This is a genomic window from Achromobacter sp. Marseille-Q4962 (assembly GCF_943737005.1).
In the GTDB taxonomy this organism is placed as follows: Bacteria; Pseudomonadota; Gammaproteobacteria; order Burkholderiales; family Burkholderiaceae_B; genus Achromobacter.
Map to the genome: position 1 here is coordinate 24,024 of NZ_CALSFU010000008.1, position 25,906 is coordinate 49,929.

At 68.0% G+C, this 25,906-nt stretch carries 24 protein-coding genes; 20 read left to right on the forward strand and 4 right to left on the reverse strand.

What is annotated here, in order from left to right; genetic code table 11:
• Positions 1–141 precede the first annotated feature (141 nt).
• From folC to purF, 4 genes are all read left to right on the forward strand, one after another.
• Positions 142–1,464 (forward strand): bifunctional tetrahydrofolate synthase/dihydrofolate synthase, encoded by a 1,323-nt coding sequence (folC, locus tag NGJ44_RS08590; protein WP_502802119.1) that lies wholly within the window; start codon positions 142–144, stop codon positions 1,462–1,464.
• A gap of 63 nt (positions 1,465–1,527) precedes the next feature.
• Positions 1,528–2,349, forward strand: a complete 822-nt coding sequence (locus NGJ44_RS08595; RefSeq protein ID WP_251863685.1) for an SPOR domain-containing protein — start codon at positions 1,528–1,530, stop codon at positions 2,347–2,349.
• A complete protein-coding gene (locus tag NGJ44_RS08600) occupies positions 2,349–2,837 on the forward strand; it encodes a CvpA family protein (protein ID WP_053245265.1) in 489 nt (162 codons plus the stop codon). The genes NGJ44_RS08595 and NGJ44_RS08600 overlap by 1 nt, the downstream gene beginning before the upstream one ends.
• A gap of 30 nt (positions 2,838–2,867) precedes the next feature.
• Positions 2,868–4,388 carry an amidophosphoribosyltransferase gene (gene purF, locus NGJ44_RS08605; RefSeq protein WP_053245264.1) on the forward strand — a complete coding sequence of 507 codons (1,521 nt, stop codon included), beginning with the start codon at positions 2,868–2,870 and terminating at the stop codon, positions 4,386–4,388.
• Between the two features lie 91 nt (positions 4,389–4,479).
• Here purF and NGJ44_RS08610 read toward each other — a convergent pair whose 3' ends face one another.
• The 4 genes from NGJ44_RS08610 to map form a co-directional block, all read right to left on the reverse strand.
• Positions 4,480–4,959: a disulfide bond formation protein B gene (locus NGJ44_RS08610; RefSeq protein WP_053245266.1), complete on the reverse strand. Its 480-nt coding sequence runs from the start codon at positions 4,957–4,959 to the stop codon at positions 4,480–4,482.
• Positions 4,960–5,023: 64 nt separating this feature from the next.
• A complete protein-coding gene (locus tag NGJ44_RS08615; RefSeq protein ID WP_053245263.1) occupies positions 5,024–5,737 on the reverse strand; it encodes a MarC family protein in 714 nt (237 codons plus the stop codon).
• A gap of 55 nt (positions 5,738–5,792) precedes the next feature.
• Positions 5,793–8,390: a [protein-PII] uridylyltransferase gene (locus NGJ44_RS08620; RefSeq protein WP_251863686.1), complete on the reverse strand. Its 2,598-nt coding sequence runs from the start codon at positions 8,388–8,390 to the stop codon at positions 5,793–5,795.
• A gap of 25 nt (positions 8,391–8,415) precedes the next feature.
• Positions 8,416–9,240, reverse strand: coding sequence for a type I methionyl aminopeptidase (gene map, locus NGJ44_RS08625; RefSeq protein ID WP_053245261.1), 825 nt, complete (start codon positions 9,238–9,240; stop codon positions 8,416–8,418).
• 895 nt (positions 9,241–10,135) lie between these two features.
• Here map and rpsB point away from each other — a divergent pair.
• The 16 genes from rpsB to NGJ44_RS08705 all read left to right on the forward strand — a co-directional run bounded on the left by rpsB (position 10,136) and on the right by NGJ44_RS08705 (position 25,822).
• Positions 10,136–10,885, forward strand: coding sequence for a 30S ribosomal protein S2 (rpsB, locus tag NGJ44_RS08630; RefSeq protein ID WP_053245259.1), 750 nt, complete (start codon positions 10,136–10,138; stop codon positions 10,883–10,885).
• Positions 10,886–11,053: 168 nt separating this feature from the next.
• Positions 11,054–11,932, forward strand: coding sequence for a translation elongation factor Ts (gene tsf, locus NGJ44_RS08635; protein WP_053245260.1), 879 nt, complete (start codon positions 11,054–11,056; stop codon positions 11,930–11,932).
• Positions 11,933–12,029: 97 nt separating this feature from the next.
• Positions 12,030–12,746 carry a UMP kinase gene (gene pyrH, locus NGJ44_RS08640; protein WP_251863687.1) on the forward strand — a complete coding sequence of 239 codons (717 nt, stop codon included), beginning with the start codon at positions 12,030–12,032 and terminating at the stop codon, positions 12,744–12,746.
• Positions 12,747–12,759: 13 nt separating this feature from the next.
• Positions 12,760–13,320 (forward strand): ribosome recycling factor, encoded by a 561-nt coding sequence (frr, locus tag NGJ44_RS08645; RefSeq protein WP_251863688.1) that lies wholly within the window; start codon positions 12,760–12,762, stop codon positions 13,318–13,320.
• Between the two features lie 160 nt (positions 13,321–13,480).
• On the forward strand, positions 13,481–14,245 hold the full coding sequence (uppS, locus tag NGJ44_RS08650) for a polyprenyl diphosphate synthase (RefSeq protein WP_251863689.1): 765 nt from the start codon (positions 13,481–13,483) through the stop codon (positions 14,243–14,245).
• Positions 14,246–14,284: 39 nt separating this feature from the next.
• Positions 14,285–15,142 carry a phosphatidate cytidylyltransferase gene (locus tag NGJ44_RS08655; protein WP_251863690.1) on the forward strand — a complete coding sequence of 286 codons (858 nt, stop codon included), beginning with the start codon at positions 14,285–14,287 and terminating at the stop codon, positions 15,140–15,142.
• Complete coding sequence (locus NGJ44_RS08660; protein WP_251863691.1) at positions 15,139–16,338, forward strand: 1-deoxy-D-xylulose-5-phosphate reductoisomerase; 1,200 nt, start codon at positions 15,139–15,141, stop codon at positions 16,336–16,338. Before NGJ44_RS08655 ends, NGJ44_RS08660 begins: the two co-directional genes overlap by 4 nt.
• Before the next feature lie 30 nt (positions 16,339–16,368).
• On the forward strand, positions 16,369–17,700 hold the full coding sequence (rseP, locus tag NGJ44_RS08665; protein WP_251863692.1) for an RIP metalloprotease RseP: 1,332 nt from the start codon (positions 16,369–16,371) through the stop codon (positions 17,698–17,700).
• A 108-nt stretch (positions 17,701–17,808) separates the two neighbouring features.
• On the forward strand, positions 17,809–20,154 hold the full coding sequence (gene bamA / locus NGJ44_RS08670; RefSeq protein WP_053245258.1) for an outer membrane protein assembly factor BamA: 2,346 nt from the start codon (positions 17,809–17,811) through the stop codon (positions 20,152–20,154).
• A 108-nt stretch (positions 20,155–20,262) separates the two neighbouring features.
• The gene (locus tag NGJ44_RS08675; RefSeq protein WP_053245257.1) at positions 20,263–20,820 is read left to right on the forward strand and encodes an OmpH/Skp family outer membrane protein; all 558 of its coding nucleotides are present in this window, start codon (positions 20,263–20,265) and stop codon (positions 20,818–20,820) included.
• A gap of 16 nt (positions 20,821–20,836) precedes the next feature.
• Positions 20,837–21,931 (forward strand): UDP-3-O-(3-hydroxymyristoyl)glucosamine N-acyltransferase, encoded by a 1,095-nt coding sequence (lpxD, locus tag NGJ44_RS08680; RefSeq protein WP_251863693.1) that lies wholly within the window; start codon positions 20,837–20,839, stop codon positions 21,929–21,931.
• Positions 21,932–21,998: 67 nt separating this feature from the next.
• A complete protein-coding gene (gene fabZ / locus NGJ44_RS08685) occupies positions 21,999–22,454 on the forward strand; it encodes a 3-hydroxyacyl-ACP dehydratase FabZ (RefSeq protein ID WP_053245256.1) in 456 nt (151 codons plus the stop codon).
• Positions 22,455–23,249, forward strand: coding sequence for an acyl-ACP--UDP-N-acetylglucosamine O-acyltransferase (lpxA, locus tag NGJ44_RS08690; protein ID WP_053245255.1), 795 nt, complete (start codon positions 22,455–22,457; stop codon positions 23,247–23,249). It abuts the gene before it with no gap.
• Positions 23,246–24,442 (forward strand): lipid-A-disaccharide synthase, encoded by a 1,197-nt coding sequence (gene lpxB / locus NGJ44_RS08695; RefSeq protein WP_251863694.1) that lies wholly within the window; start codon positions 23,246–23,248, stop codon positions 24,440–24,442. The genes lpxA and lpxB overlap by 4 nt, the downstream gene beginning before the upstream one ends.
• Entirely contained in the window at positions 24,429–25,037 is a 609-nt protein-coding gene (gene rnhB, locus NGJ44_RS08700; protein WP_053245254.1) for a ribonuclease HII, read from the forward strand. The genes lpxB and rnhB overlap by 14 nt, the downstream gene beginning before the upstream one ends.
• Positions 25,034–25,822: a TrmH family RNA methyltransferase gene (locus NGJ44_RS08705; protein WP_251863695.1), complete on the forward strand. Its 789-nt coding sequence runs from the start codon at positions 25,034–25,036 to the stop codon at positions 25,820–25,822. Before rnhB ends, NGJ44_RS08705 begins: the two co-directional genes overlap by 4 nt.
• Positions 25,823–25,906: the final 84 nt, after the last annotated feature.

Consider the following 25,906-nt stretch of genomic DNA (forward strand, 5'->3'; position numbering starts at 1 on the left):
TATGTGAATTCATTTTCACGTATGAGAAAAACCAGGGCAAGGGCTTTTTTGCCGGCCGACCCCGCCGCGCCTGGGGAAATCAGGGAAAACACCGGGTCGGCGCTGCTAGAATGACGGGCTGTCCCTTTCCCGCTTTTCGCCATGCCCTCCGTGCGCAAACCCATATCCAAACCCGAGGCCGCCGCCACTTTGGCCGATTGGCTGCAATACCTGGAGTCCATCCACGCCACGGCCATCGACCTGGGGCTGGACCGCGTGCGGGAAGTGGCGCGGCGGCTGGGGCTGGCGCTGGACGGCGTGAAATTCGTTGTGGGCGGCACCAACGGCAAAGGCTCCACCTGCGCCATGCTCGAATCCATCCTGCTGGCCGCGGGCTACAAGGTGGGGCTGTATACGTCGCCGCACCTCATCGATTTCAACGAGCGGGCCCGCATCAACGGCCAGATCGCCTCCGACGCCGACCTCATCGCCCAGTTCGAGGCGGTGGAGGCCGCGCGGGGCGAGGTGTCGCTCACCTATTTCGAGTTCACCACCCTGGCCATTCTGCGCCTGTTTTCGCTCGCCCGGCTCGACGCCGTGGTGCTGGAAGTGGGACTGGGCGGGCGGCTGGACGCCGTCAACATCGTGGACGCCGACTGCGCCATCGTCACCAGCGTCGATCTCGACCATACCGACTGGCTGGGCGACACGCGCGAGAAAATCGGCTTCGAGAAGGCGCACATCTTCCGCCCCGGGCGTCCGGCCGTGTGCAGCGACCCGCAGCCGCCGCAATCCCTGCTCGACCACGCCGCGGAAATCGGCGCGGACCTCTGGCTGTTCGGGCGCGACTTCAATTACTCGGGCGACCGCCAGCAATGGGCCTATGGCGGCCGCTCGCAGCGCCGCAGCGCGCTGGCCTATCCGGCCCTGCGCGGCGCCAACCAGCTGCTCAATGCCTCGGCGGCGCTGGCGGCGCTGGAATCGGTGCGCGACCGCCTACCGGTGCCCCAGCAGGCGGTGCGTCAGGGGCTGCTGCAGGCTTCTCTGCCGGGGCGCTTCCAGATCCTGCCGGGTCAGCCCACGGTCATCCTGGACGTGGCGCACAATCCGCACGCCGCGGCTGTGCTTGCGCAGAACCTCGACAACATGGGCTTTCATCCCTACACCCACGCGGTGTTCGGCATGCTGAGCGACAAGGACCTGGCCGGCGTGGTGGCCAGGCTGGGCGCGCGTGTCGACAACTGGTTCTGTGCGGGCCTGCCCGGGCCGCGCGGCGGCACGGGAGAGGAGCTGGCCGAGCGGGTGCGCGTGGCCCTGCCGCCTCCGGCCGCGGGCGAGGACAGCCCCTCCGTGCGCGCCTTCCCCGACCCGGCGGCGGCCTATGCGGCGGCGCGCGAACAGGCGGGGGAGAATGATAGAATCGTGGTATTCGGTTCGTTTCTTACCGTCGCCTCGGTTTTGCAGGCGCTGGGCCGCAAGGCCTAGGCAAGGGCCGCAAGCGCGGCGGCCCGATGCACCGTCGCAAGCCGCCGCAAGGAATTCTCTTCCATGGGTTTTTTCAAACGCAAAGATCCCGCCGAGCAGGCGCAGACCTCCCGACGGGCTGCCGTGCCCAGCGAGGTCCAGGCCGCCGAAATGCGCGGCAGGGCGCGGCGCAGGCTGGCCGGAGCCGTCGCGCTGGTGTTGGCAGCGGTCATCGTGCTGCCCATGGTGCTCGATTCGCAGCCCCAGCCGGTCGCCGACAACATTCCCATCCGCGTCCCCGAGCGCAATACGCCGTTCCAGCCTCAGGTGAGCGAGCCCCAGGCCGCGGCGCCCGCCGCTCCTGCCGAGGAAACCCCGCCCGCCGCGTCTTCCGACCCCGCCGCGGTTCCGCCGCCGCTGGCCTCGGCCACGCCGCAGCAGCCTCCCGCTGCCGCCCAGGCGCCGCAGCATGCGCAGCCGCCGGCGGCCGCGGCCAAGCCCGAAAGCCGGCCCGAGACCAGGCCGGAAACGAAGCCCGCCGAGCCCAAGCCCGAACCCAAGCCGGCGGCCAAGCCCGCCGACAGCCGCACCGACGACGGCTCGCGCGCCCTGGCGCTGCTCGAAGGGCACTCGGCCCCGGCCGCCTCCGCGCCCAAGGCGCAGTCGTCCAAAGGCAATTTCGTGCTGCAGATCGCGGCCTACACCACGGCGGAAGACGCGCAGTCGCGCCGGACCAAGCTGCACCAGGCCGGCGTCACCAATGCTTTCGTCGAGCCCGCCAACATCGGAGGCAAGCAGCAGTACCGCCTGCGCGTGGGGCCGTTCCCCTCGCGCGAGGCGGCGCAAGCGGCCCAGGCGCGCCTGCGCACCCTGGGCTATGACAATGGCTTCATCGCCGCCCAGTAGTGACCGGCTTCGATTTCGTCGTGCTGGCCATCCTGGCGGTATCGGGTGTGCTGGGCCTGGTGCGCGGCCTGCTGAAAGAGGTGCTGTCGCTGCTGGCGTATCTGCTGGCGTTCGTGGCGGCCGTGTGGTGGGGCCCCACGGTCTATGGCTGGCTGGAGCCCTATATTGAAACGACGATGCTGCGCATGGGGGTGTCCTACGCCGCCGTGTTCATCATCGTGCTGCTGGGCGTGGGTCTGGTCAACATGACGCTTGCCGCCTTGATCCGCACCACCGGACTCGGTCCCGCCGACCACGGCCTGGGCGGGATGTTCGGGTTGGCGCGGGGGCTGTTGATCGTGCTGGCCCTGGTCGCCGCGGCCGGCTATACGCCGCTGCCCGAAGAGCCGTGGTGGAAGGACGCCATGTTTTCGCATTCGGCCATCGAGGCCATCCGACACATCAAGACGTGGCTGCCGCCTTCGCTGGCGGCGCTGCTGCCGTATTGATCTGCTTTAAATCAACCAGGAAATCTCACCATGTGTGGAATCGTAGGCGTCATCGGGCGCGGGCCGGTCAACCAGCTCCTCTATGACAGCTTGCTGCTGTTGCAGCATCGCGGGCAGGACGCCGCGGGCATTGCGACGTCGCAGGGCACCCAGTTCAATATGTTCAAGGCGCATGGGCTGGTGCGCGACGTCTTCCGCACGCGCAACATGCGCGCGCTGCCCGGCAACTCGGGCATCGGACAGGTTCGCTATCCCACCGCGGGCTCCAGCGCCAGCGAAGAAGAAGCCCAGCCGTTCTACGTGAACGCCCCGTTCGGCATCATGTTCGCCCACAACGGCAACCTGACCAACTGGCGCGAGCTGCGCGAATCGCTCTACCGCGTCGATCGCCGCCACATCAACACCAATTCCGATTCCGAAGTGCTGCTCAACGTGCTCGCGCACGAGCTGCAATCGGCCGCCAGCGGTGTGTCGCTGGACGACGACGCCATGTTCCGCGCGGTGGCCGCCGTGCACAAGCGCGTGCGGGGCGCCTATGCGGTGGTGGCGCAGATCTCGGGCTACGGCCTGCTGGCCTTCCGCGACCCCTACGGCATCCGTCCGCTGTGCATCGGCCGCCAGGACACCGACGAAGGTGTCGAATGGATGGTGGCCTCGGAATCGGTGGCGCTGGAGGGCAGCGGCTTTTCGTTCGTGCGCGACGTGGCGCCGGGCGAGGCGGTGTTCATCGACCTGGACGGCCGCCTGGTGAGCCGCCAGTGCGCCGAGAATCCGCAGCTCGTGCCCTGCATTTTCGAATACGTGTACTTCGCCCGCCCGGATTCGCTGATCGACGGCGTGTCCGTCTACGACGCCCGCCTGCGCATGGGCGAATACCTGGCCGACAAGGTGGCGCGCAACATGCGCCTGGGCGACATCGACGTGGTCATGCCGATTCCCGATTCGTCGCGCCCGGCCGCCATGCAGCTCGCCGCGCGCCTGAACCTGGACTACCGCGAGGGGCTCATCAAGAACCGCTACGTGGGGCGCACCTTCATCATGCCCGGGCAGGCCGTGCGCCGCAAGTCGGTGCGCCAGAAGCTCAATGCCATTGGCATGGAGTTCAAGGGCAAGAACGTGCTGCTGGTCGACGACTCCATCGTGCGCGGCACCACCAGCCGCGAAATCGTCGAAATGGCGCGCGCGGCGGGCGCCAACAAGGTGTACTTCGCCTCGGCCGCGCCTCCGGTGCGCTTCCCCAACGTGTACGGCATCGACATGCCCACCCAGAAGGAGCTCATCGCCACCGGCCGCAGCGACGAGGAAATCGCCCGCACCATCGGCGCCGACAGCCTGGTCTACCAGGACCTGGCCGACATGCAGCAGGCCGTGCGCGACATCAATCCCGCGCTGACCCGCTTCGAGGCGTCGTGCTTCGACGGAGAATACGTCACCGGGGATATCACCGCCGAATACCTGGCCCGCCTGGGCCAGTCGCGCGCGGACGCCGGCACCGACGAGCCGCCGGGCGGGCTGCAGTTCAACATGGGCTACGCGGCCAACGACGCCTGAGGGCTGAGGCCGCGGCGGAGCGCGCAAGAACGCCTGCCGCGCCCGGACCTGCCCCCGGCGCCCGGAATCGCATCCGGGCGCCGGGGGTTTTTCATTGCGCGCCGCGCCGGAACAGCACGGGCAGCGCCATGAAGAACAGGATCGCGAAAAGCGCCAGGCTCCACAACGCGTACTCGATGCCCATTACCGACACCACCGCGTCCATGCAGGTGGCGTAGATGCCGAACAGCCAGGGCACGGCGGCGTCCAGGCCCAGGCCGCTCATGAAGCGGTCGGCGAAGGTCTGGTCGCACGACAGCATCTGTGCGGCCACGCTGTACTGGTACCAGGCCGCCGCGACGCCGCAGAGCGACAGCGCCGCGGCCAGTCCGCCGCCCAGGCGCGCCAGTCCGCCCCCGCCCAGGCTGCACAGCAGGGCGGCCACGCCGATGACCAGGTAGATCAGGCGCTGCATGACGCACCACGCGCAGGGCGGCATGTCGAACAGATGCTGGGACGCGAGCGCGATGCCGACCGCCGCGAAGCAGAAGAGGGCGATGAGACGGAGCAGGCGTTGGGAATGGGAATGCATGGGCATGGGAAGCAGGACAGGGAAATAGGCCGGGAGAATGGCGTGGGTCCAGGGGCGACACGCTTTAGGCCGGGTGGACGGGAATTGGTTGCATGGACTGCTGCAACAGGGCCAGCACCAGGTCGCGCGCGCCTTCCCAGAAGATCTGCACGCCCAGGCAGAGCATGATGAAGGCCGACATGCGCATGAAGACCGCGGTGCCGTTGTCGCCCAGCCGGTGCAGCATCTGCGCGGCGAAGCGCAGGCAGACGTAGAGCGTGGCCGAAACCAGCAGAATGCCCGGCAGCGAGCCCGCCAGCCGCAGCAGGCTGAGCCCGGCGTGCTGGTCGCGCAGCGAAACGCCCACGGTGATGGCCGCGGCGATGGAGCCCGGGCCGCAGCTGATGGGAAAGGTCAGGGGGTAAAAGGCCCGCGAGCGCGCCATTTCGGGCGTGAACGACTCGGCCATGCGCGCGACGCGCTCGGTGTCCGCGTCCGGCGAGTTGACCAGGCGCCAGGCGCTGGCGATGACCAGCATGCCGCCGCCCACGCGCACGATGGACAGGGAAATGCCGAAAAAGCTCAGCACCACGTTGCCCGCCACCATGGCCACCGCCAGCATCAGCCCCACGTTGATGGCGACGCGCTTGGCCAGCACCGTGCGGGTGGCCGACGACGCGCCCTCGGTCAGCGAGAGAAAGATCGGCGCGATGGCGGGCGGATTGAGAAACGGCAGCAGCGTGGCCACGGTGAAGAAAAAGCTGGAGCCGAACGCGCGCAGAAAGTCGTTGATCCCCATGGGCAGCAGGAAGGCGGGCCGAAAACCGGATTGTATGCGCTGGCGCGCCGCGGCGTCAGGCGGCCTGCCGGCGGGTATCCTCGCCCGCCAGGGCGTCCAGCACGTCGCGTTCGAACTGCATCTGCGAGCGCGGCCGCTCCAGCGCGGCGCCGTCCACGATGAACACGTCTTCCACCCGGTCGCCCAGCGTCATGATCTTGGCCATGAGCAGGTTCACTTCGTGGCGGGCGAATACGCGGGCCAGCGCGTACAGCAGCCCGGGGCGGTCGGTGGCCGTTACCGACAGCCGCCACGACTTGCTGCGTTCGTCCGGCTGCAATTCGGCCTGGGGCATGACGGGAAACACTTTGGAGACGCGCGACTGGCGCGCGCGGCCGAAATGGCCTGTCGCGGGCGCATGGGCGCCTTGCGGATCGCGCAGGCGCCCGGCCAGCTCATGCTCGATCAGCGTGGCCTGCGCGCGCAGGTCGGATGCGCCGTCCGGCGGCAGCACGATGAAACTGTCCAGCGCCCACCCGTGGCGGGTGGTGTGGATGCGCGCGTCCTGGATGGAGAGCGATTTGGCGTCGAAGTAGCCGCAGATCGCCACGAACAGGTCGGGCACGTCGCGCGTGTACACCATGACCTGCAGGCCTTCGCCGTGCTCCGTGGGGCGGGCGCGCACCACCGGCCCGTCGGGCGCCACCTGGTAATAGAGATGGCGCGTGTGCCAGGCGATGTCGGACGCTTCGTGGCGCAGGAAATACGCCACGTCGAGCTGGTTCCAGAATGCCTCGCGGGCTTCATCGCGCAGGCCGGCCAGCCGCGTGAGGCGCGCGGCTTCCTCCTTGCGCTCCGTCAGCACCGTATGGGCGTCGGCATGGGCGCCGCCCAGCGCCGCCAGCGTGAGCCGGTACAGGTCTTCGAGCAACTTGCCTTTCCAGGCGTTCCAGACCTTGGGGCTGGTGCCCCGGATGTCGGCCACGGTCAGCAGGTAGAGCGCGGTGAGGTGGCGCTCGTCCTTGACGGTGGCGGCGAAATCCTGGATGACCGCCGGGTCGGAGAGGTCGCGCTTCTGCGCCACGGCCGACATCAGCAGGTGCTGGCGCACCAGGAATTCCACCAGCTTCGCGTCTTCGGGATCCAGCCCGTGGTCCAGGGCGAAGCGGCGCACCTCGCGCGCGCCCAGTTCGGAATGGTCGCCGCCCCGGCCCTTCGCGATATCGTGGAAAAGCGCCGCCACGTAGAGCAGCCAGTGGCGGTCGAGCCCGGCGATGAGCTGGCTGGCCAGCGGATACTCCTGGGCATGCTCGGGCATGGTGAAGCGCCGCAGGTTGCGCACCACCGCCAGCGTGTGCTGGTCCACCGTGTAGGCATGGAAGAGATCGTGCTGCATCTGGCCCACGATGCGGCGGAAGACCGGCAGGTAGCGCGGCAGGATGTTCAGCATGGTCATGCGGCGCAGCTCGTGCACGATGCCGCGCGGCTGCTGCAGGATCTGCAGGAACAGTTTGCGGTTCACCGGATTGCGGCGGAACTGCGCGTCGATGCGGTGACGCGAGTGCCAGATGGCGCGCAGGGTGCGCGCCGACATGCCGATCAGTTCGGGATGCTGCTGCATGACCAGGAACGCGCGCAGCAGCAGGGTCGGGTTGCGCTCGAAACCGTCGTCGCGAATGATGTCGAGGCGGTCGCGCAGGTTGCGGAAATCGTCGTCGATGTCGTGCGCGTCGCCGTCAGGCCGCGGAAACAGGCGCTCCTCGATGTTCTGGACCAGGATGACGTTGAGCTGCGTGACGAGGCGGGCCGCCCAGTAGTAGCGCTGCATCAGCAGCTCGCTGCCGCGGCGGGTCGCCGTGGCGTGGATGCCGTACACCCCGGCCAGCGCGGGCTGCAGGTCGAACAGCACCCGGTCTTCGCGCCGGCGCGCGAGCAGGTGCAATTCGATGCGCAGACGCTTGAAGGCTTGCTCGGCCCGGCGCAGGTCGCGCGCCTCGGACTGCGTCAGCAGCCCGTTCTGGGCGACCGCGCGCCAGGTGCTGCCGAAGCCGGCGGCGCGCGCCATCCACAGGATGACCTGCAGGTCGCGCAGGCCGCCCGGCGATTCCTTGCAGTTGGGCTCCAGGGCGTAGGGCGTGTCCTGGTAGCGCGCATGCCGCTGCTGCATTTCGACCCGCTTGGCGCGGAAGAAGGCGCGCGGATCCAGGCGCGACCGGGTCGCGGCCTCGAATTTCTTCATCAGCGTGCGGCTGCCGGCCAGGAAGCGCGATTCCAGCAGCGCCGTCTCGACCGTGATGTCCGCCGCGGCCTCGCGCTCGCAGTCTTCGATGGTGCGCACGCTGTGGCCGGGTTCCAGCCCGAGGTCCCACAGCGCGGCCACGAGTTTTTCGATGGCCGACTCGTCTTCGGGCGTGGGCGGGTGGGGCAGCAGGATGAGCAGGTCCACGTCCGAATGCGGATACAGCTCGCCGCGTCCGTAGCCGCCCACGGCGGCCAGCGCCGCGCCGGCCGGCAGGGGCGCATGCTTGACGAGGTCGCGCAGCGCCGCGTCCACGATGCGGCGCAGCTCCGTCAACAGCGTGTCGGGGCGCTCGTGCTGGCGAAACTGCTCCACCGCCTTGCGCCGGGATTCCTGGATGCGTTCTCGCAGCGAAGTGAGACTGGCGGCGGTCATGGCGGAGCGGGTCGGGCAGGGTGGATCAGACGGGGGCGAGGACGACGGACGAGCCCTCGATGAAAGCGGGCGGCCGGGGCATGCCGGGCGACACCGTCAGCACTTCGCAGCCCGTTTCGGTTACGCACACAGCATGCTCCCATTGCGCGGACAGGCTGTGATCGCGCGTCACGACCGTCCATCCGTCGGACAGCTGGCGGATTTCGCGGCGGCCGGCGTTGATCATAGGCTCGATGGTGAAGAGCATGCCGGTTTCGAGCGTCACGCCCGTGCCGGGCTTGCCGTAGTGCAGCACCTGCGGGTCTTCGTGGAAGCGCTGGCCGATGCCGTGACCGCAGAATTCGCGCACCACCGAGAAGCCGTTGGCCTCGGCATGGCGCTGGATGGCGTTGCCCACGTCGCCCAGCGTGGCGCCGTGCCTGACCTGCTGGATGCCCTTCCACATGCACTCGAAAGTGATGTCGGTGAGGCGGCGGGCCAGGATGGACTGCTCGCCCACCGCGTACATGCGGCTGGTGTCGCCGAACCAGCCGTCCTTGATGATGGTGACGTCGATGTTGAGGCAGTCCCCGTTTTTCAGGACCTTGTCGCCCGGGATGCCATGGCAGACCTGGTGGTTGACCGAGGTACAGATGGCGCCGGGAAAGGGCGGATAGCCCGGCGGGGCGTAGCCCACGGTGGCCGATTTCACCTTGAGCTCATCGGTGAGGTACTCCAGGCACAGGCGGTCGAGCTCGCCCGTGGTCACTCCCGGCTTGACGTACGGCGTGATGAAATCGAGGATCTTGGCGGCGTCCTGGCAGGCGGCGCGCATTTTGGCCAGGTCGGCCGCGTTCGTGATGATGCCCATGGATGACTGAGGCTCTCTTGCTTGAATGTCTGGCTGAAAGAATAGTAGAATTATAGGCTTCCCCGAATTTTTGGGGTCGGTATTGAGTATTGATCGGGTCTACGATTAAGAGACGCGGTTAAGAGACGGTTTTAGAGACGGTTTTAGAGACGGTTCTAGAAACAGTTTTAGAGGCGGTTCAGAGGGTTACGGCAAGAGCCGGGCCCGGCGGCGTTTTTTGGCGTTTGCCGGCCTGTTGCGGTTGGTCCTGTCGGGTTTGCCGGCGGCCTGCCGCGCGGCTTGCGCGGGGCCTGGTTTCGGGCGGCGCGTGTCGCCTGCCGTCTGGTTGCAAGCGAAGGTTGCAGCCAGGCTGGCGGGCGGGGCGCGCGGCGCGGACCGGGCGTTGCGCGGGCGGCGCGACAGGGCGGCGGCGCGATCCGCAAGGAGCGGTCCGCGGCAGGCAGGCGCACCGGAAAGTGTTGCCGGGTGCGGCGTGTCTGTAAGCCCGGCCGTGCCTTCGAGCAGCGATGCAGGTTCCGTGCGGATCGCGGATTAAGTTCTTGAAAACCCTGGTGTTTTCTCAAGAAATGCCCCGGCGGTCTGATGGCCCGGGCGGTGGCGACACCGCCCGGCGCAAGGTAGCCGGATGTCGCGGCCAACAAGGCATGGCCGGGTTATGAACCGCCCGTGAAACCATCCGCGCATGGCGCGGCTCTCGATCGTGACGGCTGTCTGGGTTTCATTGCCGCCTCGTGCCGCGGTGCCTTCGGGCGCCGCGGCACGAGGCGGCGATCGGCCGGCCCGGTTAAAATCCTGTAATCCCGCCATGAGGCGGGAAATCGCGCGCAGCACCACCCAGGGTGTCGGCCGGAGGCCGATGCAGGTGCGGCGCAAGAAACAACCCTTGGAGAATGTCATGTCCCTGATGCGCGAAATGCTGGAAGCGGGTGTCCACTTCGGTCACCAGACCCGCTACTGGAACCCCAAGATGGCCCCCTTTATCTTCGGCCATCGCAACAAGATTCACATCATCAACCTCGAAAAGACGGTTGAGAAGTACCTCGAAGCCACCAAGTTCGTGAAGCAGCTCGCCGCCCGCGGCGGCAACATCCTGTTCGTGGGCACGAAGCGCGCCGCCCGCGAACTGGTGGCCGCCGAAGCCGCCCGCTGCGGCATGCCCTACGTCGACGCCCGCTGGCTCGGCGGCATGCTGACCAACTTCAAGACGGTCAAGAGCTCGGTCAAGCGCCTGAAGGACATGGAAGCCGTGGTCGCCGAAGGCGGCGCCGAGCGCATGATCAAGAAGGAAGGCCTGCTGTTCCAGCGCGAACTGGAAAAGTTGAACAAGTCCATCGGCGGCATCAAGGACATGAACGGCTTGCCCGATGCGCTGTTCGTCATCGACGTCGGCTACCACAAGATCGCCATCGCCGAAGCCAAGAAGCTGGGCATCCCGGTCGTGGCCGTGGTTGACACCAACCACTCGCCCGAAGGCATCGACTACGTCATCCCTGGCAACGACGACTCGGCCAAGGCCATCGCGCTGTACGCCAAGGGCGTCGCCGACGCGGTGCTGGAAGGCCGCGAGCAGAACCTGAACGGCCTGGTCGAAGAGCTGGGCGAAGGCCAGGAAGAGTTCGTGGAAGTGCAGGACAACCAGGCCTGAGCCTGTCGGTCCGGCCGATAGCGTTCCGGGGCGCGCGCCGCCCCGGCCCGGCCGGCCTGCGAGGACGGGCTCCCGTCTTCCTCCGCCCGCCCCCCGCGGTGGGCTCCACACCGAATCAATCATTGCCCCGGCCTGCCGGGGCAAGTCTTAGCGAAATTTGGAGCAAACATGGCTGAAATTACCGCCGCCCTGGTCAAGGAACTGCGCGAAAAGACCGATGCGCCCATGATGGAGTGCAAGAAGGCCTTGACGGAGGCCGAAGGCGATCTGGCCCGCGCCGAAGAAATCCTGCGCGTCAAGCTGGGCAACAAGGCCAGCAAGGCCGCCGCCCGCGTCACGGCCGAAGGCCTGATCGGTCTGTTCATCTCTCCCGACGCCAAGAAGGGCGCCGTCATCGAAGTCAACTGCGAAACCGACTTCGTGGCCAAGAACGATGACTTCGTCGCCTTCGTGAACAAGCTGGCCGAGCTGGTCACCACGCAGAACCCCGCTGACGTGGCCGCGCTGTCCGCGCTGCCCTACGGTGAAGGCACCGTCGAAACCACCCGCACCGCCCTGATCGGCAAGATCGGCGAAAACATGACCATCCGCCGCTTCGAGCGCATCGAGACGCCGAACGCGCTGGCCAGCTACGTGCACGGCGGCCGCATCGGCGTGCTGGTCGAGTACGCCGGCGCCGAGGAAGTGGGCAAGGACCTGGCCATGCACATCGCGGCCACCAAGCCCAAGGCCCTGAACGCCGATGGCGTGCCGGCCGCCGACATCGCCGCCGAGCGCTCGGTCGCCGAGCAGAAGGCCGCCGAGTCGGGCAAGCCCGCCGAGATCGTCGCCAAGATGGTCGAAGGTTCGATCCAGAAGTACCTGAAGGAAGTGACGCTGCTGTCGCAGCCCTTCGTCAAGAACGACAAGCAGTCCGTCGAGCAGATGCTCAAGGAAAAGGGCGCTTCGATCAGCAAGTTCGTGCTGTTCGTCGTCGGCGAAGGTATCGAGAAGAAGACCAGCGATTTTGCCGCTGAGGTTGCCGCCGCTGCCGCCGGCCGCGCCTGAGCTGCAAGGTAGTGCTTAAGGGCCGGTGCTAGATATTTCTAGTCCGGCCTATTTCTTGTCTTACACTTTCGTCGGATTGTTCCTCGGGATATCTCCTATGAGCAGCAGATCATACAAACGGGTTCTTCTCAAACTTTCCGGCGAGGCGCTGATGGGCGAGGACGCCTTCGGCATCAACCGCGCCACCATCGTCCGCATGACCGATGAGATCGCCGAGGTTGCCGCCATGGGCGTCGAGCTGGCCATCGTCATCGGCGGGGGCAACATCTTCCGTGGCGTCGCCCCGGGGGCGCAGGGCATGGACCGCGCCACCGCCGACTACATGGGCATGATGGCCACCATCATGAACGCGCTTGCCCTGCAGGACGCGCTCAAACACAAGGGCGTGGACACCCGCGTGCAATCCGCCCTGAATATCGACCAGGTCGTCGAACCCTACATCCGGCCCAAGGCCCTGCGCTACCTGGAAGAAGGCCGGGTCGTCATCTTCGCCGCCGGCACGGGCAATCCGTTCTTCACGACCGATACCGCCGCCGCCCTGCGCGGCGCCGAGATCGGCGCGGAGATCGTGCTGAAGGCCACCAAGGTCGACGGCATCTACAGCGCGGATCCCAACAAGGATCCCACCGCCACGCGCTATGCGCGCATCAGCTTCGACGAGGCCATCGTCCGCCGCCTCGAGGTCATGGACGCCACCGCTTTCGCGCTGTGCCGCGACCAGAAACTGCCGATCAAGGTGTTTTCGATCAACAAGTCCGGCGCGCTCAAGCGCGTGGTCGCCGGCGAAGACGAAGGCACGTTGGTACACGTTTAAAAAAGGAAATACCATGAGCGTCGCAGATATCCGCAAATCCGCAGAATCCAGGATGGTCAAGTCGCTTGAAACGCTCAAGACCAACCTGTCCAAGATCCGCACGGGCCGCGCCCACACCGGCATCCTGGATCACGTCCAGGTCGAGTACTACGGTTCGCCGGTGCCCGTGAGCCAGGTCGCCAACCTCAACCTGGTCGACGCGCGCACCATCAGCGTGCAGCCCTACGAGAAGAACATGGCCTCGGTCATCGAGAAGGCGATCCGCGAGTCGGACCTGGGCCTGAACCCCATGTCCATGGGTGATACCATCCGCGTTCCCATGCCGGCCCTCACCGAAGAGCGCCGCCGCGATCTCACCAAGGTCGTGCGCAGCGAAGGCGAGGATGCCAAGGTCGCCGTGCGCAACCTGCGCCGCGAGGCCAACGACGCCCTGAAGAAACTCGTCAAGGACAAGGAGATCTCCGAGGACGACGAGCGCCGCGCCCAGGACGACGTCCAGAAGCTGACCGACCGCCATGTCGCCGAGATCGACAAGATGGTCGCCCAGAAAGAAGCGGAAATCATGACCGTATAATCGCTGGCGCCGCGCCGCCGCGCGGCGCGTCGCGCCGGACGGGCCGCATCCGTCCGCGCGGCCAGCATCCTGGTCCCCGCGCGCCGCCACGCCCGGCGAAGCGGCGCGACGGCCCAGGCCTTCCTTTTCCAGCCGGCCATTCCGCGCAAGTCCTTACCTCATGGCAATCAGCTCGACTCAGGCGATACCCGAAACCCGGGACATTCCCGAACACGTGGCCATCATCATGGATGGCAATGGGCGGTGGGCGACGAAGCGGCTGCTGCCCAGGACGGCGGGGCACGCCAAGGGCGTGCAGGCGGTGCGCCGCGTGGTCGAGGCCTGCGGCCGAGCGGGGGTGCGCTACCTGACCCTCTTTGCCTTCAGCTCCGAGAACTGGCGCCGGCCCGCCGAGGAAGTCTCGCTGCTCATGCGCCTCTTCGTGCAGGCCCTGGAGCGCGAGGTCGACAAGCTCCAGGAGCAGGGCGTGCGCCTGCACGTCATCGGCGATCTTTCCGCCTTCGAGCCCCGGCTGCAGGAGCTGATCCATGCGGCCCAGGAGCGCACGCGCCATAACGACCGCCTGCACCTGACCGTGGCGGCCAATTACGGCGGCCGCTGGGACATCCTGCAGGCCGTGCGCGCCATGCTGGCCGCCGACCCTGCTCTGGCCAGCCACCCCGAGCGCGTGGACGAGGAAAGCCTGTCGCGGCACCTGTCCATGGCCTGGGCGCCCGAGCCCGACCTGTTCATCCGCACCGGCGGCGAGCAGCGCATTTCCAATTTCCTGATCTGGCAGATGGCCTACGCGGAGTTCTACTTCACGGAGCGCTATTGGCCGGATTTCGGCGCGGACGAACTGCAGGCGGCATTCGACTGGTACCGCACGCGCGAGCGCCGCTTCGGCCGCACCAGCGCCCAGCTTCTCGAAAGCGGGGCAAAATAAGCGCCGGCGGGCGCGCCAACTCCAGGGAGACCTCCTCATATGCTGGGTCAGCGCATTGTTACCGCTGCCATTCTGCTGGCCATCCTGGCCGCGGCCATGGCCAGCGCCAACCCGTGGTGGCTCCTGGCTCTGCTGGCCCTGGCCGCCGCCTGCGCCAACTGGGAATGGCTGCGCCTCACCCTTCCTCAGCCGCCGTCGCGCCCGGTGGCCGTCGGCGTGGCCGCCCTGGTCTTCGCGGTCCTGCTGGTCCTGGCTTCGGCCTGGCTGGCGGGGCGGCGGTCCGGGTGGGCCGATCCCGCCTGGCTGCTCGATTACCTGGCTCCGCTGGTGGCGGCCGTCTGGCTGGCGGGCGCCGGCACCGCCGTGGTCCGGGGGCGGTCCGACGCCCCGCCGGCCAGCCTGCCCTGGTCGCTGTTCTCCATTCCCGCCGTCATTGCCGCCTGGGCCGTGCTGGCGCAGATGTACCTGGCCCGCGGCGCGGGGTTCGTGGTGTCGCTGCTGGCGCTGGTGTGGGTGGCGGACATCGCTGCATACTTTGCCGGACGCGCCTTCGGCAAGCGTAAACTGGCGCCGCGGGTCAGCCCGGGCAAGACGGTGGAGGGCGCGGTGGCCGGCGTGCTGGGCGCCGTGATCTGGATCGGCCTGTCCAGCCTCTGGCAGGACAGCTACGGGCACGCGCTGGTGGCGCGCTGGGGATTCTGGCTGGCGCTGCCGCTGGCGGCGCTGCTCGGCGTGGTGTCCATCATGGGCGACCTGTTCGAATCGCTGCTCAAGCGCCGCGCCGGCCGCAAGGATTCCAGCGGGCTGCTGCCGGGCCACGGCGGCGTGTACGACCGCATCGACGCGATCCTGCCGGTCGCGCCGGTTGCGCTAATTTTGTCTGGAGTGTTGTTTTGACGGCTTTTCAACGCGTCGTGGTGCTGGGGTCCACGGGTTCCATCGGTGAAAGCACGCTGGATGTGATCGCGCGCCATCCGGAGCGGCTGGCGGTCTATGCGCTGTCGGCATACAGCCGCATCGACCGGCTGGCCCGGCAGGCGCAGGCCAGCGGCGCGGCGGTGGTGGTGGTGCCCGATGACGCGGCGCGCAGGAAGTTTCTGCAGCTCTGGCCGGCGGGCCGGCCGGCGCCCGAGATCCGCGTGGGTGCGCGGGCGCTGGTCGAGACGGCGGCCGATCCGCAATGCGACGCCGTCATGGCGGCCATCGTGGGGGCGGCCGGGCTGCCGGCGGCGCTGGCCGCCGCCCGCGCGGGCAAGCGCGTGCTGCTCGCCAACAAAGAGGCGCTGGTCGCCGCCGGCACGCTGTTCATGCAGGCCGTGCGCGACAACGGCGCCGAACTGCTGCCTATCGACAGCGAACATAACGCCATCTTCCAGTGTCTGCCGCATGGCGGACGGGCGATCGCGCCCCAGGCGCCCGCGCCCGGCGTGCGGCGGCTGCTGCTCACCGCCTCGGGCGGCCCGTTCCGCGGGCGCGATCTCGAAGACCTGCACGACGTCACCCCGGCCCAGGCCTGTGCCCATCCCAACTGGAGCATGGGACGCAAGATCTCGGTGGATTCGGCCACCATGCTGAACAAGGGCCTGGAAGTCATCGAGGCGCACTGGCTGTTCGCCATGCCGCCCGAGCGCATCGAGGTGGTGGTCCATCCGCAGAGCGTGGTGCACTCGATGGTGGAGTACGAGGACGGCTCCATCCTGGCGCAGCTGGGCCAGCCCGACATGCGCACCCCCATCGCCTACGGGCTGGGTTTTCCCGAACGCATCGACAGCGGGGTGGGGCCGCTGGACCTGGCGCGGCTGGGCCGGCTGGACTTCGAAAAACCGGATTTCGCGCGGTTTCCGTGCCTGGCGCTCTCGTTCGACGCGCTGCGCGCCGGGCAGGCTGCCTGTGTGGCGCTGAATGCCGCCAACGAGGTCGCGGTGGCGGCATTCCTGGCCGGACGCCTGGCCTACACCTGGATTCCCCGCGTCATCGAGGCCGCCCTGGAGTGGCAGGCCGGACGGGCATCTGTTACGCTCGATGATCTCGACGACATACTGGCCCTCGATGCGGAGTCGCGGGCCTATGCCGGCAACCTCGGGCTCGCCTGAGACCGGCGCGCCTTCCAGGTTCGGATCCCCATGCTTTTCACCCTGCTGGCCTTTGCCATCGCGCTTGGCTCCCTGATCATCTTCCATGAGTTCGGGCACTACTGGGTGGCGCGGCTGTGCGGCGTCCGGGTGCTGCGCTTTTCGCTGGGTTTCGGCAGGGTCGTGCTGCGCCGCATCGACAAGCACGGCACCGAATGGGCAATTTCGGCGCTGCCCCTGGGCGGCTACGTCAAGATGCAGGACGACGCGCCGCCCGGCGCGCCGGCGGCCGAGGCGGCCGGGGCCTTCAACGCCCAGCCCGTGGGCAAGCGCATCGCCATCGTGCTGGCCGGCCCGGTCTTCAACCTGCTGCTCGCCGTGCTGCTCTACACCGGCCTGAACCTCGCCGGCACCGAGGAGCCGCAGGCCATCCTGGCCCAGCCGGCCGCGGGCACGCCCGCCGCGCAGGCGGGGCTGGCGCAAGGCGACCGCATTCTCTCCATCGACGGCCAGGAAGTCGCCTCCTGGACGGACGCCCGCTGGCGTCTGCTCGACGTGCTGTCCACCGGCGGACGCGTGCGCGTCGAGGTGGCCGCGCCCTCGGGGGCGGCCCATGAGCGCGAGCTCGTGCTGCCGCCCAACGACATGGCCCCGGGCGGAGAAGATCCGCTGGCCGCGGCCGGCATACGGCTCGCCCAGCCTCGCCCGGTGGTGCGCTCGGTCATCGAAGGCGGAGAAGGGCAGGCGGCCGGACTGCGCCAGGGCGACCGCATCGTCGCGGCGGACGGCCAGCCCGCCACGGACACCGGCGAGCTCGTGCGCCTCATCCGGGAAAGCGCGGGACGCCACATGTCCCTGTCCGTGCAGCGCGAGGGCGCGCTCGTCACCGTGGGCGTGACGCCCCGCGCCGAAAAGGTCGACGGCCGCGAAATCGGCCGCCTGGGCGTGCAGCTGGGCGCGGACATCCCCCGCGTGACGGTCAGCTACGGTCTGGGCGAGAGCCTGCAGCGGGCCGCGGCGCGCACCTGGGACACCGCCTGGTTCTCGCTGCGCATGATGGGGCGCATGGTCCTGGGCGAAGTATCCTGGCGCAACGTCAGCGGTCCGGTCACCATCGCCGACTACGCCGGCCAGACCGCACGCATCGGCATTGTTGCGTACATCGCTTATATCGCCTTGATCAGCATCAGCCTCGGCGTTCTGAATTTGCTTCCCATTCCCATGCTGGATGGGGGCCATCTGCTGTACTATCTCGTCGAAATCGTGCGGGGCAGCCCGCCGCCGGAGCGCTGGATCGGCATCGGACAGCGCGCCGGGCTAGGCATTCTGGTGGCCCTCATGGGCCTTGCTCTTTTCAACGACTTCACGCGCCTGTTCACCTAGTGCGCCGCCCGGAGCGCCCGCCCCGCGCGCAGGCGCGGCCGGGGCACGACACCGGGCGCGAATTAGCATAAAATCCCCCGCCATTTGCACGACCGAGGATACTCAAGGATGTCTTTTCGCCGGATGTTTCATCACAAAAAGGGTGTACTGCCGGGCGTATTGCCGAGTCTGATCGCCGCATTGCTGGCGCCGGCCATGGCCCATGCCTTCGACCCTTTTGTCGTGCGGGATATCCGCGTCGAAGGGATACAACGGACCGACCCCGGCACCGTCTTCGGGTACCTGCCGGTCAAGGTGGGCGAGCAGTTCACCGAGGAAGAAGCCACCGAGGCCATCCGCCGCCTGTACGGCACCGGCTTCTTCACCGACGTCAAGATCGAAACCGAGAACAACGTCGTGGTCGTGGTGGTCCAGGAGCGGCCCACCATCGCGTCGATCAATTTCAGCGGCATGCGCGAGTTCGACTCCAAGGCCATCATCACCTCGCTGGCGCAGGTGGGCTTCGCCGAAGGCCGCATCTTCGACCGCTCCATGCTCGAGCGCGCCGAGTACGAACTCAAGCAGCAATACCTTTCCAAGGGCAAGTACGGCGTCGAAGTGACCGCCACGGTCACGCCGCTGCCGCGCAACCGCGTGGGCGTCAGCTTCGACGTGTTCGAAGGGGCGGTGGCGCGCATCCAGGAAATCCGCTTCGTGGGCAACAAGGCGTTTTCCGAGAGCGACCTGCTCGACGAATTCAAGCTCACCACGCCGGGCTGGCTGACCTGGTACACCGACACCGACAAGTATTCGCGCGAAAAGCTCGAGGGCGACCTGGAGCGCCTGCGCTCCTTCTACCTCGACCGCGGCTATCTCGAGTTTTCCGTCGAGCCGCCGCAGGTCACGATTTCGCCCGACCGCAAAGACATCCGCATCACGATCACGCTGCATGAAGGCGAGCCGTACAAGGTGCGCAGCGTGAAGCTGGCCGGCAACCTGCTGGGCCTGGACAAGGAAATCGAGCAGCTCGTGCAGACCAAGCCGGGCGAGACGTTCTCGGCGGCCAAGGCCAACGATTCCGCCAAGGCCATCACCGACTACCTCGGCGAGCTGGGCTATGCCTTCGCCAACGTCAACCCCAATCCGCAGCTCGACCGCGCCAAGCACGAGGCCGACGTGACCTTCTACGTCGATCCGAGCCGCCGCGTCTACGTGCGCCGCATCCAGATCGGCGGCAACACCCGCACCCGCGACGAAGTGGTGCGGCGCGAGATGCGCCAGCAGGAAGCGGCGTGGTACGACGCGAAAGACATCAAGACCTCCCGCGACCGTATCGACCGCCTGGGCTACTTCAGCGACGTCAACGTCAAGACCGACCCCGTGCCGGGCTCGCCCGACCAGGTCGACGTCAACGTGGACGTGAAGGAAAAGCCCACCGGCATGATCAACCTGGGCGTGGGCTACGGCTCGTCCGAAAAAGCCATCCTGTCGGCGGGCATCAGCGAGGACAACGTCTTCGGCAGCGGCACCAACCTGACGCTGCAACTGAACACCAGCAAGACCAACCGCGCGGTGGTGCTCTCGCACACCGATCCGTACTGGACCAAGGACGGCATCAGCCGCACCACGTCGGCGTACTACCGCGTCACCGAGCCCTGGAACAACAACGACGGCGACTACCGCGTGAAGTCCATGGGCCTGGGCATGAACTTCGGCGTGCCCATCTCGGAATACGACCGCATCTTCCTGGGCGCCAACCTCGAGCACAACCAGATCGACCTGTACGACAACTCGCCCAAGGCGTACCGCGACTTCGTGGACGAGTACGGCGACTCCACCAATTCGGTCATCTTCAACGCCGGCTGGAGCAAGGACACGCGCGACAGCGCGCTGGCGCCCACGCGCGGCTCGTACACCCGCCTGAAGGCCGACCTGGGCACGGTGGACCTGCAGTACTACATGCTGAGCGCGCAGCAGCAGTATTTCGTGCCGCTGGGCGGCGCCTATACGCTGGCCCTGAACGGCATGGTGGACTGGGGCCGCAGCTACGGCAGCAAGGCGTATCCGATCATCAAGAACGTGTATGCCGGCGGCATCGGCACGGTGCGGGGCTACGAAGGCTCGTCGCTCGGCCCGCGCGATACCGTTACGGGCGACTACCTGGGCGGCACCCGCCGCATCGTGGCCAACGCCCAGTTGTTCCTGCCGTTCCCGGGCGCCTCGAAAGACCGCACGCTGCGCTGGTTCCTGTTCACGGACGCCGGCCAGGTGGGCGCCAGCAGCGGCCAGTCGTGCTCGCGGGGCAAGGACAACTCCGAGGTCGAGGATCCGTGCGGCTGGCGGTTCTCGGCCGGTATCGGCCTGTCGTGGCAGTCGCCCATGGGGCCGCTGCAGCTTTCGTATGCCCGTCCGCTCAACTCGAAGTCGGGCGACGACAAGCAGAGCTTCCAGTTCCAGATCGGAACGGGGTTCTGAGCGGCCGTTACGCTTGAAAACAAGGGCAGGGGGCGCCGATCCGGCTCCCCTGCGGTTTAGTGGCACAATACACACTTTGGCTTTGCCTTACTCGAAGGTGAGATTTTCATGATGTCTGATTTCGCACTTAAATCCTCGAACGTTCCGGGCGGCAAGCGCCTGGGCAAGCTGGGCGGCTCGCTGGCTCTGGTAGGTGCGCTCCTTCTCGGTTCGGCGGCGGTTCCCGCCCAGGCGCAAGGCACCAAGATCGGCTTCGTGAACACGGAACGGATCCTGCGCGAATCGGGCCCGGCCAAGACGGCGCAAAGCAAGATCGAATCCGAATTCAAGAGGCGCGATGACGAGCTCCAGCGCATGAGCTCCAATCTGCGCGCACAGGCCGAGAAGTTCGACAAGGACGCGCCCGTGCTGTCGGAATCCGACCGCGTGAAGCGCCAGCGCGAACTGTCCAACCTGGACACCGACCTGCAGCGCAAGCGCCGCGAATTCCAGGAAGACTTCAACCGTCGCCGCAACGAGGAATTCTCGGCCATCGTGGCCAAGGCCAACGAAGCCATCAAGCGCATCGCCGAGCAGGAAAACTACGACCTGATCATCCAGGACGCCGTGACGGTCAACCCCCGCATCGACATCACCGACAAGGTGATCCAGAGCCTGGGCAAGTAAGCCGCATCCGCACGCCATGCCGGTCTTGCTGGATCATGCCCGCGCGCCCACGCTTCACGAGCTGCTGAGCGCCGTCAACACCCAGGGTCTGGACTGGCGCATCGGCGGCCATTCCGGCGCGGACGCGATTCGGGTCCGCGGCATCGGCACCCTGTCATCCGCCGGCCCGGAAGAAATCAGCTTCCTGGCCAATCCCCGCTACCAGAGCCAGCTCGGGTCTACCCGGGCGGGCGCGGTCATCGTCGGGCCCGAGGCAGCCGGCGCGCTGGCCGGGCAGGGCGTCGGCGAGCGCCTGGCGCTGGTCGTGTGCAAGCACCCCTACCTGCTCTACGCCCGGGTGGCGCAATGGTTCGACGCCGCACGCCGCCCCGCGCTGCCGGGCGAGGTGCATCCGTCCGCCGTGGTGGCTTCCGATGCGGTGATCGAGGACGGGGTCCGCGTGGGGCCGAACTGCGTCATCGAGCCGGGCGCGCGCATCGGCCGCGGCACCGTGCTCGGGCCGGGCTGTGTGATCGGCCGGGGTTCGTCCGTCGGCCCGTCCAGCCGGCTGCATGCCAACGTCACCCTCTACGAGGGCGTCAAGGTGGGCGCGCGCGCCATCATCCACAGCGGCGCCGTGCTGGGCGCCGACGGATTCGGCTTCGCGCCCGATCCCACCCTGGGCAAGGGCGCCTGGGGCAAGATCCCGCAGCTGGGCGGCGTGACCATCGGCGACGACGTCGAGATCGGCGCCAACACCACCATCGACCGCGGCGCGCTGGAAGACACCGTCGTGTCCGACGGCGTGAAGCTCGACAACCAGATCATGGTGGCGCACAACGTGCGCATCGGCGCCCACACGGCCATGGCGGCCTGCGTGGGCGTGGCCGGCTCGACCACGATCGGCGAGCGCTGCACCATAGGCGGCGCGGCCATGCTGTCGGGCCACCTCACGCTGGGCGACGACGTGCACATTTCGGGCGGCACGGCGGTGACGTCCAACATCACGAAGCCCGGCCGCTACACGGGGGTCTACCCCTACGCGGAACACGGCGAATGGCAGCGCAACGCCGCCGTGATACAACAATTGGCGCAGTTGCGCCGTCGCGTGCGCGCGCTGGAAAAGGAGTAGGGCCGGTCCGCACCGGCCCTGGCGCGCGCCGCCCGATTCATTTCATTTCGCAGGAATTCATACAAAAATGGAACTCGACATCAAGGGGATCATGGAGAGGCTGCCGCATCGCTATCCGATGCTGCTGATCGATCGCGTCATCGAAATGGTCCCCGGAAAGTCCATCGTGGCCATCAAGAACGTCTCCATCAACGAGCCGTTCTTCACTGGCCATTTCCCGCACCATCCGGTCATGCCGGGCGTGCTCATCGTCGAAGCCATGGCCCAGGCGTCCGCGCTGTTTTCGTTCACCGACGAAAACGGCGGCCTGAAGTGCGAAGGCTCCAAGACGGCGTATTATCTGGTGGGCATCGACGGCGCGCGTTTCCGCCGCCCCGTGGTGCCGGGCGACCAGTTGCGCATCGAAGTGGAAGCCGAGCGCCTGAGCCGCAGCATCTGTAAGTACCAAGCGCGCGCCCTGGTCGATGGGCAGGAAGTGGCGTCGGCCAAGCTGATGTGCGCGATCCGCAGCCTGGAAGAGTAAATGCCCGGGAACATCCATCCTACCGCCATCGTCGACCCGGCGGCCAAGATCGACCCCAGCGCCGTCATCGGCGCCTACACCGTCATCGGGCCGAACGTCACCGTCGGCGCGGGCACGCACATCGGCGAGCATTGCGTGGTCGACGGCGTGACCTCCATCGGACGCGACAACCGTTTCTACCGCTACTGCTCCATCGGCGGCATGCCGCAGGACAAGAAGTACAAGGGCGAGCCCACGCGGCTGGAAATCGGCGACCGCAACACGGTGCGCGAGTTCACGACCTTCAATACCGGCACCGTGCAGGATGGAGGGGTCACCACGCTGGGCAATGACAACTGGATCATGGCCTACGTGCACATCGCCCACGATTGCCACGTCGGCAACAACACCATCCTGGCCAACTCCGTGCAGCTGGGCGGCCACGTGCACGTGGGCGACTGGGCTATCGTGGGCGGACTGACCGGCGTGCACCAGTTTTCGCGCATCGGCGCGCACAGCATGACGGGCGGCAACAGCTCGCTCATGCAGGACACGCCTCCGTTCGTGCTGGCGGCGGGCAACCCGTGCCGCCCGGTGGGCATCAACGTCGAGGGCCTGAAGCGCCGCGGCTTTTCGGCCGCCGCCATTTCGGCCCTGCGCGACGCCTACAAGATCATCTACCGGCGCGGGCTCGCGCTGGACGCCGCGCGCGCCGAACTGCGCGCGCGCCAGCAGGCCGAACCCGAGGTAGCCGAGCACCTGCAGGTCATGCTCGACTTCCTGGACGTCGCCTCGCGCGGCATCATCCGCCCATGACCGTGCGCATCGGCATGGTGGCTGGCGAGCCTTCGGGCGACCTGCTGGCCGGCCGCATCATTGCCGGCCTGCGCGCGCGCCAGCCCGACCTGGCCTGCGCGGGCATCGGCGGGCCGCAGATGCAGGCGCAGGATTTCGAGGCCTGGCATCCCATGCATGCGCTGACCGTGTTCGGCTACGTGGACGCCCTCAAGCGGCTGCCCAGCCTGCTGGGTACGTACCGCGACGTGAAGCAGCGCTGGCTGGCCGAACCGCCCTCGGTGTTCGTCGGCATCGACGCGCCCGACTTCAACCTGCGGCTGGAACAGCAGCTGCGCGAGGCCGGCACGCCCACCGTGCATTTCGTGGGGCCCTCCATCTGGGCCTGGCGCTACGAGCGCATCCACAAGATCAAGGCCGCGGTGTCGCACATGCTGGTGCTGTTTCCGTTCGAGGAAGAGATCTACCGCAAGGAAGGCATTCCGGTGACGTATGTCGGCCATCCGCTGGCCGGCGCCATCCCCATGGAGCCCGACCGGGCCGCCGCCCGCGCACGCCTGGGCATCGACCCGCATGCCCGCGTACTGGCCATTCTGCCGGGCAGCCGCTCGTCCGAGATCCGCCTGCTGGCCCCTCGCTTCCTGCAGGCCGCCCAGCGGTTGCTCAAGCGCGATCCGGCCCTGCAGTGCGTGGTGCCCATGGTGAACGACCAGCGGCGCGAGGAATTCCAGGCCATCCTGGCCCGCCACCCGGTGCCCGGGCTGCGCTGCATCACCGCCCAGGACCTTCATGGCGCGCAAGGCGAGCGCCAGGCGCCGGTGGCCTGGTCGGTCATGGAGGCCAGCAACGCCGTGCTGGTGGCCAGCGGCACCGCCACGCTCGAAACCGCGCTGTACAAGCGGCCCATGGTGATCTCCTACGTGCTCTCGCCCTGGATGCGACGCATCATGGCCTGGAAATCCGGCCAGCAGCGGCCCTACCTGCCCTGGGTGGGGCTGCCCAATGTGCTGCTGCGCGATTTCGCCGTGCCCGAACTCTTGCAGGACGACGCCACGCCTGAGAAACTGGCCGAAGCGACCTGGGCCGCGCTCACCGACGAGGCGCTGGCCGCGCGCATCGAATCGCGCTTCGCGGCCCTGCACCAGGAGCTGCTGCGCGATACGCCGGCGCTGGCGGCCCAGGCGATCCTGGAGGTGGCTGATGGAGCAGCCTGAGCTTTTCTCCGCGCCCGCACAGCCCGCGCTGGTGACCGCCGGCGTGGACGAGGCCGGCCGCGGCCCGCTGGCGGGGGCCGTTTACGCGGCGGCCGTCATTCTGCATCCCGACCGTCCCATCGCCGGCCTGGCGGACTCCAAGGCGCTCAAGGCCGAAACGCGCGAGGCCCTGGCGCTGGAGATACGGGCGCGAGCCTGGGCCTGGTCCGTGGCTTGCGCCAGCGTGGCCGAAATCGACAGCCTGAATATCCTGCGCGCCACCATGCTGGCCATGCAGCGCGCCGTGCGGGGGCTGGCCACCGCGCCCCAGCTCGCCCTGGTGGACGGCAACCAGGCGCCCCGGCTGGGCTGCACCGTGCAGACCGTCATCAAGGGCGACGCGCGGGTGCCGGCCATTTCCGCGGCGTCTATCCTGGCCAAGACCGCCCGCGACGCCGATCTGCTGCGGCTGCACGAGCAATATCCCCAGTACGGCTTCGACCAGCACAAGGGCTACGGCACACCGCTGCACCTGGAACGCCTGCGGTTGCACGGCCCGTGCCCCGAGCACCGGCGCAGCTTCGCGCCCATCAAGGCTTTCGGCCTGGTCGCATGAAATACGTCAGCTCGCGCGAGAATCCCGCCGTGAAGGCGCTGGCTCGCCTGGCCGCGCACGCCGGAAAACGCGGCGAAGCCGTGCTGCTGGACGGCGTGCATCTGTGCCAGGCCTGGCTGCAGCGCCATGGCGCGCCCGAGCAGGCCGTGTTCGACGCCGCGCGCCTGGACGCGCCCGAAATCGCCGCCCTGGCGCGCCAGGTGCCGGCCGAACGCTGCCTGGCCCTGGACGGGCGGCTGATGCGTGTGCTGGCCAGTGTGGAAAGCGGGCAGGGCGTGGCTTTCGTGGTTCGCCCGCCCGCGCCGGCCATGCCGGCCGCTGTCGAGGAGAACTGCGTGCTCTTCGACCGGATCCAGGATCCCGGCAATGTCGGCACCCTGTTGCGCACTTGCGCCGCGGCGGGCGTGCGGCGGGTGTTCCTGGCCACGGGCACGGCGGCGGCATGGTCGCCGAAAGTGCTGCGCAGCGGCCAGGGCGCGCATTTCGCGCTGGCCATCCACGAGCACGCGGATCTGCCCGCGCTCTTGCCGCGGCTGAAAGTGCCGCTGGTCGCCACCGCCCTGGAAGGCGCGCGCGACCTGTACGACGGCAGCCTGCCCGGGCGCTGCGCCTGGGTGTTCGGCCACGAAGGCCAAGGCGTGGCGCCCGAGCTGCTGGCCGCCGCCGCCCTGAAAGTGCGCATTCCGCATGACGCGGCCGCGGTGGAGTCGCTCAACGTGGGCGCGGCCGCCGCCATCTGCCTCTTCGAACAGCGCCGCCAGGCCCTGCGCCACGGCGGGCGTTGAGCCCGGCCTCGGCCGCGGCCCGCCGGCAAGAGCGGGCGCGCCGCGCCCTGCATCCTCGGACCTCGGACCGGCTCGGGCTGCCCG